Annotated in this window: 11 protein-coding genes; 7 read left to right on the top strand and 4 right to left on the bottom strand. The window is 71.6% G+C overall.

Annotated elements, in window-relative coordinates; all coding sequences use genetic code 11:
• The first annotated feature begins 4 nt into the window (after positions 1-4).
• A complete protein-coding gene (locus ACFVS9_RS18210; protein WP_389933477.1) occupies positions 5-433 on the top strand; it encodes a nuclear transport factor 2 family protein in 429 nt (142 codons plus the stop codon).
• A gap of 131 nt (positions 434-564) precedes the next feature.
• On the opposite strand, the gene ACFVS9_RS18205 is transcribed toward ACFVS9_RS18210, so the two are convergent.
• Complete coding sequence (locus ACFVS9_RS18205) at positions 565-2,025, bottom strand: amino acid permease (protein WP_383117826.1); 1,461 nt, start codon at positions 2,023-2,025, stop codon at positions 565-567.
• A 593-nt stretch (positions 2,026-2,618) separates the two neighbouring features.
• On the opposite strand from ACFVS9_RS18205, the gene ACFVS9_RS18200 reads away from it, so the two are divergent.
• Positions 2,619-2,858: a hypothetical protein gene (locus ACFVS9_RS18200; RefSeq protein WP_389933474.1), complete on the top strand. Its 240-nt coding sequence runs from the start codon at positions 2,619-2,621 to the stop codon at positions 2,856-2,858.
• Positions 2,859-3,116: 258 nt separating this feature from the next.
• Here ACFVS9_RS18200 and ACFVS9_RS18195 read toward each other — a convergent pair whose 3' ends face one another.
• The 3 genes from ACFVS9_RS18195 to ACFVS9_RS18185 all read right to left on the bottom strand — a co-directional run bounded on the left by ACFVS9_RS18195 (position 3,117) and on the right by ACFVS9_RS18185 (position 6,028).
• Positions 3,117-4,022 (bottom strand): NAD-dependent protein deacetylase, encoded by a 906-nt coding sequence (locus ACFVS9_RS18195; RefSeq protein WP_383117824.1) that lies wholly within the window; start codon positions 4,020-4,022, stop codon positions 3,117-3,119.
• A gap of 346 nt (positions 4,023-4,368) precedes the next feature.
• Positions 4,369-5,067 (bottom strand): GntR family transcriptional regulator, encoded by a 699-nt coding sequence (locus tag ACFVS9_RS18190; protein WP_383117823.1) that lies wholly within the window; start codon positions 5,065-5,067, stop codon positions 4,369-4,371.
• A gap of 73 nt (positions 5,068-5,140) precedes the next feature.
• Complete coding sequence (locus ACFVS9_RS18185; protein ID WP_383117822.1) at positions 5,141-6,028, bottom strand: dihydrodipicolinate synthase family protein; 888 nt, start codon at positions 6,026-6,028, stop codon at positions 5,141-5,143.
• Between the two features lie 175 nt (positions 6,029-6,203).
• Between ACFVS9_RS18185 and ACFVS9_RS18180 the strand changes: the two genes are divergently transcribed.
• The 5 genes from ACFVS9_RS18180 to ACFVS9_RS18160 all read left to right on the top strand — a co-directional run bounded on the left by ACFVS9_RS18180 (position 6,204) and on the right by ACFVS9_RS18160 (position 12,133).
• Positions 6,204-7,568, top strand: a complete 1,365-nt coding sequence (locus tag ACFVS9_RS18180; protein ID WP_389933470.1) for an MFS transporter — start codon at positions 6,204-6,206, stop codon at positions 7,566-7,568.
• Positions 7,565-8,572 carry a dihydroxyacetone kinase subunit DhaK gene (locus tag ACFVS9_RS18175; RefSeq protein ID WP_383117820.1) on the top strand — a complete coding sequence of 336 codons (1,008 nt, stop codon included), beginning with the start codon at positions 7,565-7,567 and terminating at the stop codon, positions 8,570-8,572. The genes ACFVS9_RS18180 and ACFVS9_RS18175 overlap by 4 nt, the downstream gene beginning before the upstream one ends.
• Positions 8,569-9,207, top strand: coding sequence for a DAK2 domain-containing protein (locus ACFVS9_RS18170; protein WP_383117819.1), 639 nt, complete (start codon positions 8,569-8,571; stop codon positions 9,205-9,207). The genes ACFVS9_RS18175 and ACFVS9_RS18170 overlap by 4 nt, the downstream gene beginning before the upstream one ends.
• Positions 9,208-9,502: 295 nt before the next feature.
• The gene (locus ACFVS9_RS18165) at positions 9,503-10,990 is read left to right on the top strand and encodes a glycoside hydrolase family 43 protein (protein WP_389933466.1); all 1,488 of its coding nucleotides are present in this window, start codon (positions 9,503-9,505) and stop codon (positions 10,988-10,990) included.
• 342 nt (positions 10,991-11,332) lie between these two features.
• On the top strand, positions 11,333-12,133 hold the full coding sequence (locus ACFVS9_RS18160) for a GNAT family N-acetyltransferase (protein WP_389933463.1): 801 nt from the start codon (positions 11,333-11,335) through the stop codon (positions 12,131-12,133).
• Positions 12,134-12,166 lie beyond the last annotated feature (33 nt).

The raw sequence follows: 12,166 nt of genomic DNA, 5'->3' as shown, positions 1-12,166 counted from the left end.
GGTCATGGACACTGCTGAACGCTTCCGTGCCGCCGTGGAGAAGGGTGAACCGGACGCTCTGGAGGACCTGTTCACCGAGGACATCCGCCTGTACAGCCCGGTGAAGTTCACACCCTTCGAGGGGAAGCCCATGGTGCTGGGGCTCTTCGGCGTCCTGCTGCGGATCTTCGAGGGCTTCCGCTACATCGGCGACTTCGAGGGCACGGCCGAGACCAGCACCGACGGCGGCGAAGCCCCGTCGGCGATCCTGCTCTTCCGGGCCACGGTGAACGGAAAGGAGATCCACGGGATCGACCTGCTCCAGTTCGACGGGGACGGCCGGATCAAGGAGTTCACCGTGATGGTCCGTCCCCGGTCCGCGGTGCACGCGCTGGGCGAGGCCGTGCTCGCCGGCCTGGTCGCCGACGGACTCGTCCCCGGCGCCGACGCGTAGGAGGCGGTCCCGGCCCCGGGCGGCCGACGGTGCCGACCGGGCGCACAGGGCGAGCGGCCCCCGCCCGCGGGCGGGGGCCGCACACGTCGGCCGGCGTACGGAACCGTCTCCGGGCCCGTGAGGGGGAGGGGTCAGCCGTCCTGCCGGGCCCGCGCCATCGCGTGAACCCGGCCGCGCACGAGGAACCAGCCGCCGACCAGTGCCGCCGCGATCACCGGCAGGAGCATCACGGTCGTCCGGCCGACACCGCCGCCCCACCACATGAGGAACACCACGCCCACGAGGAACACCAGGGTGACGATCTGGGTGTACGGGGCCCACGGCAGGCGGTAGGCGGGCCTGGTGACCCGGCCGTCCTGCGAGCGGTACCAGAACACCAGGGAACAGAGCATGATCATGCCCCAGGTCCCGAGGATCCCGATCGACGCGAAGTTCAGCACGATCTCGAACGCCTGGCCGGGCACCACGTAGTTCAGCCCGACGCCCAGCACCCCGAAGCCGGCGGTCAGCAGGATGCCGCCGTAGGGGACCTGCCCCTTGTTCATCAGGCCGGTGAAGCGGGGTGCCGATCCCGACAGCGCCATGGAGCGTAGGATGCGGCCGGTGGAGTACAGGCCGGAGTTCAGGCTCGACAGGGCTGCGGTCAGCACCACGAGGTTCATGACCCCGGCCGCACCCGGCACACCGAGCTTGTCCATGACCGTGACGAACGGGCTCTGGTCCCCCGAATACGCGGTGTAGGGCAGCAGCAGCGCGAGCAGGGCCACCGAGCCGACGTAGAACAGTCCCACCCGCCACATGATGGAGTTGATCGCGCGGGGCATGATCTTCTCGGGGTTCTCGGTCTCACCGGCCGCGACGCCGCACAGCTCGACGGAGGCGTAGGCGAACACGACCCCCTGGATCACGAGCAGCATCGGAAGCGTGCCGAGGGGGAAGACACCGGTGTCCGAGACGGTGGACAGGCCCGGGGTGTGGCCGTCCACCGGATGCCGGGTGACGACGAGGAAGATGCCGATCAGCATGAAGGCGACGAGGGCCGCCACCTTGATGATCGCGAACCAGAACTCCATCTCGCCGAAGTACTTCACCGAGATGAGGTTGGCCGTGAGGACCACGGCCAGGGCGATCAGCGCGAGGATCCACTGCGGGATGTCGCTGAACATGCCCCAGAAGTGGGCGTACGTCGCCGCCGCGGTGATGTCCGCGATAGCGGTGGTCGACCAGTTGAGGAAGTACAGCCAGCCGGCGGCGAAGGCCCCCTTCTCGCCCATGAACTCACGGGCGTAGGAGACGAAGGCCCCGGACGACGGGCGGTAGAGGATCAGCTCACCCAGGGCTCGTACGACGAAGAAGGCGAAGACGCCGCAGACGGCGTAGGCGATGGCGAGCGAGGGCCCGGCGTCGGCGAGACGTCCGCCCGCGCCCAGGAAGAGCCCGGTGCCGATCGCACCGCCGATGGCGATCATGTTGATGTGGCGGGACTTGAGGTCCTTCTTGTAACCGGCGTCGCCGGCGTCCACGTGGGGGGAGCTCGTCGCCGGTGTGTCGGCGCCGAGCCGACCGGCTGCTGTGATGCCGCCGTCACTCATGGAGGGGGGTCGCCTTTGTGAGGGGGAGATGGTCGGTTCCCGCTGGTCCCGTGGGGGGAGGCACCCGGCGATGGCTCGGCGGGTGCATGATCAGGAACCCTGCGATTCTGGCAGCGCGCCCTACCTTGCGAAAACAAATCTGAGGTATTTCAGAGGTTTCGACACCGTAAAGGAGGTGCGTTCATCGCCTTGCCGTCCTGCGGTGAAAAGGCGGCATCCTGTCCGCGGCCCGGAGCCGTCCCCGTACCGGGTGATCCGCCGGGAAGGCGACCGTCCTCCGTGCCGTTCGCCGCCGCGCGACATGCGGGGCGCCGGGCCGTACGAGCCTGCGACCGACCGGAGGGGCAGGTGTCGTGAGTGACCTGTGGACCGGGCGGAAGGTGCGCCTCCGGGGCGTCGAACCCGGGGACCGGACGGGCTTCCGCGACCTGGCCCGGACACCGCCGACGCCCGCGACGCCGATCCGGTCGAGCCCCCGCGCTCCGACGAGAGCTTCCGGATCCGGACCGACGAACGTGCCGCGCGTCCCCCGGGCGGTGAGGTGTTCCCGCGCTGGTCGTGGAGCGCCGGCCGACCGCTCGTTCGCGGGGACCGTGACGGTCGGGGAGACCGGCAGCCGAGCGGGGCGCTCCAGGACGGGCATCGGGATCTCCCGCGACCACCGGAGGAAGGCGTACGCGAGCGAGGCCACAGGCCCGCTCCTCACCCACATGTTCGCCGAGCAGCACTTCCACGGGTGCGAGGTCGAGATCAGCCATCGCGACGTCGTCCTTCCGGGCATCGCCGCAGCCGAACACCGGGCCAGGCACGATCCCCCGTCGGTGAGTCGGTGAGGTGAGTCCCGCACCGCGGGTGCGGGTGCAGAGCCCCCCTGACCCGCGTGCTTACCCGTGGTGGCTCACCGACCGGCGGGCGTGCACACGGCGGCCCCCGGACCCGGCGGAGGTGTGCGGCGGCCTCCGGACAGCGGGCATGTGCACGGCCCGCCGGGCCGACGGGACGTGCGCGCGACGCCTCCGGGTCCCCGGCGCCGTGGGGGCGCCCCCGTCAGGTGGCCGGCGAGCGTCTTCCGGTGACGAACGCGCCCGGTCTCACCCGGGCGCTGACGCCTCGTCGTCGACGGCGAGGCCGAGCCGGCCCGCCACGGTGGCCAGGGCCGCGCCCAGCGGGAGCGCGACGCGGGTGACGGCGTGCCGGTCGCCCCGGGTCACGTCCCGGTTCACGATCAGCACCGGCTTTCCCGCCTCGGCCGACTGGCGGACGAACCGGAGCCCGGACATCACCGTCAGCGAGGAACCCAGGACCAGCAGCGACGACGCCGCACGGACCAGCTCACGGCAGTGCTCCACGCGCTGCGGGGGCACGGCCTCACCGAAGAACACCACGTCCGGTTTGAGGATGCCGCCGCAGACCGTGCAGGGCACCACCCGGAAGTCCCCGACCTGTTCGTCGGTGAGATCGGCGTCGCCGTCGGGGTTGATCACGGCGGCCACCGGACGGAAGCCCGGGTTGGCCTCCTCCAGCCGCCGGGCGAGCTCCCGCCGCCGGCTGAAGTCGCCGCAGGAAAGGCACACGACCCGGTCCAGGCTCCCGTGGAGCTCCACGACGCCCTCGCTGCCGGCCGCCTGGTGCAGGCCGTCGACGTTCTGCGTGATCACCCCGGAGAGCAGCCGGCCGCGCCCGAACGCGGCCACGGCCCGGTGCCCGGCGTTGGGGCGGGCACGGCCGAAGGTACGCCAGCCCAGGTGGCTGCGCGCCCAGTACCGGCGCCGGGCGTGGGCGTCCGCGGTGAAGTCCTGGTAGGTCATCGGAGTGTGCCGGCTCAGGCTCCCGCCCTCGCCCCGGTAGTCGGGGATGCCCGACTCGGTGGAGATGCCCGCCCCGCTGAGCACCAGCACACCGCCGGCGCCCAGCGCTTCGGTGACCGGCTCCAGATCCGTCGTGCCGGGCGACGGGTCCCCGGTGGGGGTCCAGCTCAGAGTCGGGCGCATGCGCATGCACCCAGGGTACGGAACGGGCCGCGACACCCGCCCCCGCGCACGGAGGGCACCGACCATCGCCGGTGGCCCCGCACGCCGTCCGGCACCCCGCGACGGTCATCGGCCCCGTCCCGCAGCCCCCGGTGGCTCCTTGCCGACCGCCCCGGAGGTCCTCCGCGCCGGTGGTCCGTACGCCTCGGCGGTCGGCCCGGTCGTGGGCTCCGGCGCGGTGTGCCGTATCCGTGGTGCACCCCGCCGGAACCGCCGCGAGCTCGGGCACGGTCGTGGAACGCCGCCGCCCGGGTGCCATCGGCCGATGGCGGAGCCCCCGGCGCCCGCTTCGCCCGCGACGGGCCTCGGACGCTCAGGTGACGATGGAGTGGGAGGCCATGTCGGCCAGCGTCCACTCCTCGACCTCGACGAGGTGCAGCGCCGCCGCCTCCTGCGCCCCCGCGACGTCACGCGTGGCCATGGCGTCCAGGATCTCCAGGTGCCGCCGGGTGGAGCCGGCGAGCCGGTGCGGGCCGGTGGCGCCCAGGACGCGCAGCCAGTAGACGAACGGCTCGACCGACTCGCGTGCGGTGATCAGCCGGGTGTTGCCGGTGGCCGCGATGATCTCGCGGTGGATGCGGGTGTCACTCGCGAAGAACGGTTCGTAGTCACCCCGTTCGGCGGCGCGCATCGCCGTGACGGCCTCCGCGCGCAGATCGGTGATCTGCTCCAGCGGCATCGCCTCGGCGGCGACGCCGGTCGCGAGCCATTCGAGTGCCTTGCGCAGCTGGCACACCTCGTGGACGTCCTGACGGGACGGCCGGGTCACGAAGGTCCCCGACCTGGGGCGCGTCTCGACCAGCCGGTCGTGCTCCAGGCGCACCAGCGTGTCGCGCACCGGGGTGCGCGACACGCCGAACTCGGCGGCGATCGCCTGCGGGTCGAGCCGGGAGCCGGGCGCGTACACACCCGTGGTGATCCGCTCGCAGAGGATCGAGTGGAGCTGTTCGGAGATCGACTCCACGACCAGGGGGTTGCTCCCGCGACGGCCGCTGGCGGACGTGGTGGCCATGACTCTCTCTCTGCTCTTCCTGGACGACTCGTCCCGGACGATCGCCGCGGTGACGTTCCCGACGGAAAGGTGTTCAGTCGATCAGGTTAGCCGCTCGCAGAGCGGTCCTGATGCGTTCGCGCTCGCTCTCGGAAGCGGGCGCGAACGGCCGGCGCGGCAGGCCCGGCGACCTGCCCAGCAGCTCCAGGGCGGCCTTCAGCGTCGCGGGCAGGTTGGGGGCGTCGATGGCCCGCCACACCGTCAGGATCCGCTCGTGCAGTTCGAGGGCCTTGGCGTGGTCCCCGGCCTGCACGGCGTCCCAGAGCTCGACGCTCAGCCGGGGCGTGACGGTCGGGATGGCGGCCAGCGCGCCGTGCGCGCCCATCACGAACGCCGGGTAGTGCAGGTCGTCCAGGGCGGCGAGCACGGTGAACCGGTCACGCAGCCGGTGCAGCAGGTCCGCCAGAAGGTGGATGTCGCCACCCGACTGCTTCACGGCGACCACCTGGGGGACATCGCGCAGCATCTCCAGGGTGTCCACCGGGACCAGCGCCCAGGGGACCACGTTGTAGAGGACGATCGGCAGGTCCGCGGCCTCGCCGATCTCGCGGTAGTGCGCGACGGTCTCCTCGGGGGAGGGTGCGAAGACGTAGTGCACGGGCGTGACCTGGAGCGCGTCCACCCCGGCCGCCTTCAGGGCGAGCGAGTAGCGCTTGGCCTGGGCCGTCGAGTTCTGGATGACCCCGCCGATCACCGGGACCCGGCCGGCGACCTCGTCGACGACGACCTCGCAGATCGCCACGCTCTCCTCCAGCGAGAGCGTCTGCCCCTCGCCGGTGCTCCCGCAGGCACAGATGGCGGTCACGCCCTGGGCGAGCAGGTACTTCACCTCGCCGCGCAGCAGGTCCAGATCCACCTCGTCCTGCGCGTCGAACGGCGTGACCACGGTGGAGATCATCCCGCCGAGCTGTATGTCCTTCACGTGTCCTCCAGGGGTATTGCCGCGCCCAGACTGCGAATGTAATGTCTGATGCATCAGATGTTAGCACGCGGTCCCGTCAGGGGTACCGTCGCTTTCCGGACACCGCTGAGCACCCGCCAGCAGCCGTCGGGAGCGCCGGCCGCGTCGTCCGAGCCGCCATCGCAATGGAGCGAGCATGCCCGAACCGGCCTCCACGCCCGAAGCACGGGCGTCCCTGCGCAAAGTCGTGACCGCAAGCGCGCTGGGCACCACCGTCGAGTACTACGACTTCACCCTCTACGCGACGACTGCGGCCCTGGTCTTCGACAAGGTCTTCTTCCCCGACGCGTCCCCGCTGGTCGGCACCCTCGCGGCCTTCGCCACGTACTTCGTCGGCTACGCGGCCCGCCCGCTCGGAGGGATCATCTTCGGCCACTTCGGCGACCGCATCGGACGCAAGAACGTCCTCATCACGACCATGCTGATGATGGGGCTGGGCACCTTCGCGATCGGCCTGCTGCCCTCCTACGACAGCATCGGCATCGCCGCCCCCCTCCTGCTGGTCCTCATCCGACTGGTCCAGGGCCTGGGCATGGGCGGTGAGTACGGAGGCGGCGTCCTCATGGCTCTGGAGTACAGCCCGCCCTCCCGGCAGGGGTTCTTCACCTCACTGGTCCACATCGGTACCCCGGCCGGCGTACTCATCCCCGTCGGCCTGGTGACCGTGCTGGACAACGTGCTCCCCCCGGGCGCGTACGACTCCTGGGCCTGGCGTCTGCCCTTCCTGGCCAGCGTCCTCCTCGTCGGCGTCGGCGTGTGGATGCGGCTGCACGTCACGGAGAGCCCCGAGTTCGTCCGGATGCGGCAGGACCGCGAGGTGCGCAGCCTGCCCGTGCGGGAGGTCCTCACCCGCCGCACCCGCACCGTCGTCCTCTCCGTGCTCGCCAAGATCGCCGAGAGCGGCCTGTTCAACATCTACTACGTCGTCGCGATCACCTACGTCACCACCGAGCTCGACCTGCCCAAGGGCCCGGTACTGCTGGCCGTGCTGATCGCCTGCGCCGTGGAGTGCCTCACCCTGCCCTTCTTCGGCTCCCTCTCCGACCGGGTGGGCCGCCGCAAGGTGTACGTCGCCGGCGCCCTCTTCCAGGCCGTGCTCGCCCTGCCCTTCTTCCTGCTGATGCAGACCGGCCACTTCTGGGCATACACCCTGGGCATGACCCTGGGACTCGGTATCGGGCACGCGGCGATGTACGGAGCCCAGGGTGCCCTGTTCTCCAACCTCTATCCGGTCAACGTGCGCTATACAGGCCTCTCGGTCACCCAGCAGATCGGCGCCACCCTCGGCGGCGGGCTCTCCCCGCTCATCGGCACGGCGCTCCTGGCCGTCGGCGACGGCCACTGGTCCTGGCTGATCGCTTACTGCGTCGGAGTGGCTGTCGTCTCCGGCCTGGCGGCCACCCGCCTCCGGCAGGGCGAGGCGGGTGCCGCCCCCGGCGCGGTGACCGCCCCGCTCCACCCCGAAAGCTCTGCAAGCCCCGAAAGGACCCAGGTTTCGTGAAGCGTCTGTTCCTGCCCGCCGACCACGCCGTCGAGCACGCCCTGAGCGGTCTGGTGCTGTCCCATCCCGGCCTGCTCCGGCTCAACGAGGACCCGTTGTACGTCGCCGCCCGGCAGCGGCACCCCGGGCGCCGGGTGGGACTCGTCTCCGGCGGCGGTTCCGGTCACGAGCCCCTCCACACGGGATTCGTCGGTGCCGGCATGCTGGACGCCGCCGTCCCGGGACGGATCTTCGCCTCCCCGCACAACCGGCAGATCCTCGAAGCGTCCAGGGACGCCGCCGGGGAGGACGGTGTGCTGCACATCGTCAAGAACTACACGGGCGACCGCATCAACTTCGGCATCGCGGCCGAGCGCCTGCGCGCCGACGGCATCCCCGTACGCCGCGTCCTGGTCGACGACGACCTCGCCACCGACAGCGCCGAGACGGAGACGGGGCGGCGCGGCACGGGAGCCACCGTGCTGGTGGAGAAGCTCCTGGGCGGCGCCGCGGACACCGGCCTCGGACTCGACGAACTCGCCGTCCTCGGGGAGGAGTTCGCGGCGGCCTCACGCAGTCTCGCGGTCGCCTCCCGTGCCCAGACGTCGTTCTCGGGGGGCGGCGACGCCTTCGAGCTGCCCGACGGAACACTCGAGTACGGTGTGGGCATCCACGGCGAGCGCGCCGTCTCCACGCTGGTGCACCCCGGATTCGAAGCCCTCGTCGACCGTATGACACGGCAGCTCCTCGACACCCTGCCGACGACCACCGGCTCCGTACTGCTCCTGGTGAACGGTCTCGGCGCGACCACCCTGCTGGAGCTTCAGGCCGTCCACTCCCGGGTCACCGGCCTGCTGGAGCAGCACGGTCTGGACGTGACCGGCCGGCTGGTCGGCACCTTCGTCCCCGCCCTGGACATGAGCGGATTCTCGATCACCCTCACGGCCCTGCGCGACGACTGGCACCCCTACTGGCACGCCCCCGCCCTCACCCCGGCCTTCCCCGTATCGGAGTCCACCCGATGACCAGCGACGCACGGCTCGTCCTGACCGCCTTCGCCCGGGCGGCCCGTACCGCCCACCCGGCGCTCACCGCCCTCGACCAGATCTCCGGCGACGGTGACTTCGGCGACAACCTGCGCGACGGGCTCGGCCTCGTCACCTCCGCCCTGGAGGACCGGCCCGACGAGCCGCCCTTCGACGTGGCCGCGGAGGTCTTCCTCGACGAGGTCGGCGGTACCAGCGGTCCGCTCATGGGGCTGCTGTTCCAGGAGATCGCCCGGGCCCACACCGCCCACCCGGACGACGACCACGAGGCGTGGCGGACGGGCGTCCAGGAGGGGCTGGCCGCCATCCAGCGCGTCGGGGAGGCGCAGCCCGGCGACCGGACCATGGTCGACGCGCTCGTCCCGGCCCGGGACGCCCTGGAGGCGGGCGCGGACCCGAAGGGCGTGGCGGAGGCGGCGCTCGAAGGCGCCCGAGGCACCGCAGCCCTCCGCGCCCGCCGGGGGCGCGCGTCGTACGTCGGCGAGAGGGCCATCGGCTCACCGGACCCCGGGGCCCTGGGCATCGCGCTGCTCTTCTGGTGCCGGGCGCAGGTGGCGGGCGACGCCCCCGGTGACCTGGCCGACCATCTGCCGGTGGCCGAAGGTCCCCGCTAGAACGGATCCGGGACGGGCCCGCGCCGAGGGGAAGCCGCGGCATCCGGGAGGGGGCTGAACGCCGAGGGGCGGCGATCAGCCCCCCGTCCGGCGTGTCGTGACGCGTCCGACGCCCCGGCCCTCGGACGCGCCACGACACGCCGGACGGGGGGCCTGCGGCCGGCTCCTGCCGTTCCCGCGTGCTCCGTTGACACCGTCAGAAGCCTTCCCTAGCGTGTCCCCTCGCCGTTACATCGTTGTAATGGCCCAGCGCCTCCAGAGTTGGAACGAGCTTCTCCCGCCTAAGGAGTCCTCCATGCGCGCCCCCCACACGCTTCCCCGCCGTCCGGTCCCTCGCCATGCGTACGCAGTCGTGGCCGCGCTCCTCGCCCTGCTGATCGGTCTCCTGGGCGGTGCGCCCGAAGCGTCGGCGGGGGACACGCGCGCTGCCGCACCGGCGCCCGCCGCCGCTGCCGGTACCTTCCGCAATCCGCTGAACACCGGCCCCGACCCGTTCATGACCCACTGGAACGGGATGTACTACCTGACCGCCACCCAGGGCGACAGCGTCCGCATGTGGCGCTCGCCTTCGCTGGGCACCCTGCTCACCTCGGATCCGGTCACCGTCTGGACCGATTCCGACCCCTCCCGCAACCGCGACATCTGGGCCCCGGAGTTCTACAGGTTCGGCGACCGCTGGTACCTCTACTACACCGCCGACGACGGCGTCGACGACCACCACCGGCTGTACGTCCTGGAGTCCGACCGCGACGACCCGGCCGGCCCCTATCACTTCAAGGCCAAGCTCGCGCCGCCCAACCACGCGAACGACTTCGCCATCGACGCCGGAATCCTCCAGCACAACGGCCGTCTCTACCTGGCCTACAGCGGTATCAACCAGTACCAGCACAACGGCCTCAACATCGCCCCGATGTCCGACCCGTACACCGTCTCCGGCAACGCGGTCGCCTTCGACGCGGCCGGAGGCTGCCCCGAGGTGCGTGAAGGGCCCGAGTTCCTCTACCGGAACGGCCGGACCTGGATGACCTACTCCGCCTGCGACACCGGCAAGCCCGACTACCAGATCCGGATGATGTCCCTGCCCTCGGCCGCCGACCCCCTTGTCCCGGCCAACTGGACGCAGCACTCCGGCGCGGTGTTCTCCCGCGCCGACGACCGGGGAGTGTACGGGCCGGGCCACCACGCCTTCTTCCGCTCACCCGACGGCACCGAGGACTGGATCGTCTACCACGCCAAGACGACGTCCGACTACACCTACTCCAACCGCACCACCCGCGCGCAGAAGTTCACCTGGAAGGCCGACGGCAGCCCCGACCTCGGCCGTCCCCTCGCACTCGGAGCCACCCAGGACCTGCCCTCGGGCGACCCGGGTTCCGGCACCTACTGGATCAACGACGACGGACGTTCGAGCGGCGACGGAACCGTCTCCTACACCGGCACCTGGAACTCCGGAACCGGATGCGCCACCCAGTGCTTCTGGGGTGACGACCACTGGAGCGACCGGGCGGGCAACACCGCGACGTACACCTTCACCGGTACCCGCATCGCCCTGCTGTCGGTCCGCGACACCGGCAACGGCATCGCCGCCGTGAGCGTCGACGGAGGTCCGGAACAACGCCTCGACTACTACGCGGCCCTCCGCACGGGGGAGACACTCCAGTACGTCAGCCCCCGGCTGCCGTCCGGCCGTCACACCCTGCGCGTCCGCGTCACCGGAGAGCGCAACGACCGGTCGGGCGCCTCGTTCGTGAGCGTCGACCGAGCCGAGGTCTACACGAACTGACGGTCGCCGTGCCCACGCCGCGGATCCCCGGACAGGGTCCGCAGGCTGCGCACGGCGATCCCAGCGACACCGGGACCGGGACGCACGAGCCCGGACCGGTGCCCGACGGCGGCTGTCACGGTGCGCCCGCCGCCGTGCCCACGCCCCGGCGGTGCCGTTCCTCCCCGGACCCGACCGCTCGCGCGGCACGGGAACCGGCAGCGGTACGGCGGAAGCACACGGCACCCGAGATGGCCGAGATCCCTCGCACTTCCCTGAGCGCCGCCTAGGATCCAGCGTCCGAGCGGGCCGGGCTCCGACGCCGGTCCCTCCGCGCCTACTCGAACAACCCCTGGAGTGCCGGTGACGGATCGTGCGGAGCCGATCGAATCGATGGAACAGCTCGCCCTGGTCTGGCGCGCCATGGTGCTCGACCGGGACGCGGACGCGGACGTCAGGGACCTGCCCGGTCTCGCCGTCCGCTGGGCCGACAGCCGGTTCGCCTTCTGGAACTGCGTCACACTGACCGACATCGGCGCGGACGCGAAGCTCACCGGACAACGGCTGAGCCAGGCGGCGGACATCATGCGCTCGAAGGAGCGGTCCGGATTCCTGTGGGTCTTCGAGGACCTGCTCGACGAGGAGGCACGCGCCGGACTCGTACCGGCCGCCGAACAGGCCGGGCTCCAGTACGCCTTCCCGGGTACCGGCATGGCCGCGGACACACTCCCCGCCGACGAACCGGCCCACCCGGACCTGACCTTCGTCCGGGTGCGTACCGACGACCACCTGCGCGACTACGCCGACCTCAACTCCCGCGCCTACGGCTTCGCCCCGGAGGACGGCCGCGACGGACTCGCCGGCTCCGCCCTGTGGAAGAACGGTGTGTACGCCTACCTCGGCCTGCGTGACGGCGTACCGGTGGCGTGTGCCGCGACCGTGGAGGCGGACGGCCGCCTGTTCGTCGTGCTCGTCGCCACCGACCCGGAGTGGGAGCGCCGGGGTTACGGCGAGGCGGTCACACGCAAGGCGCTGTACGAAGGCGCGCGGGCCACCGGCCTGCGCCGGGCCACCCTGCACGCGACCGTGGCCGGTGCGCCCGTCTACCCGCGCATCGGTTTCCGGCCGAACTCGCCCCTGCACTTCTTCGGGCTCCAGGACTGACCCCGGAGACGGTTGAGAGGGCGCGCGGACCGG

The organism is Streptomyces sp. NPDC058008, assembly GCF_042886395.1.
Taxonomy (GTDB): Bacteria; Actinomycetota; Actinomycetes; order Streptomycetales; family Streptomycetaceae; genus Streptomyces.
The sequence above is the reverse complement of the archived record's forward strand: the minus strand, read 5'-3'. Positions and strand labels throughout refer to the sequence as shown.

Coding starts and splice junctions, on each gene's coding strand:
- ACFVS9_RS18210 (WP_389933477.1), top strand. CDS start 5: ATGGACACTGCTGAACGCTTCCGTGCCGCCGTGGAGAAGGGTGAACCG.
- ACFVS9_RS18205 (WP_383117826.1), bottom strand. CDS start 2,025: ATGAGTGACGGCGGCATCACAGCAGCCGGTCGGCTCGGCGCCGACACA.
- ACFVS9_RS18195 (WP_383117824.1), bottom strand. CDS start 4,022: ATGCGCATGCGCCCGACTCTGAGCTGGACCCCCACCGGGGACCCGTCG.
- ACFVS9_RS18190 (WP_383117823.1), bottom strand. CDS start 5,067: ATGGCCACCACGTCCGCCAGCGGCCGTCGCGGGAGCAACCCCCTGGTC.
- ACFVS9_RS18180 (WP_389933470.1), top strand. CDS start 6,204: ATGCCCGAACCGGCCTCCACGCCCGAAGCACGGGCGTCCCTGCGCAAA.
- ACFVS9_RS18170 (WP_383117819.1), top strand. CDS start 8,569: ATGACCAGCGACGCACGGCTCGTCCTGACCGCCTTCGCCCGGGCGGCC.
- ACFVS9_RS18165 (WP_389933466.1), top strand. CDS start 9,503: ATGCGCGCCCCCCACACGCTTCCCCGCCGTCCGGTCCCTCGCCATGCG.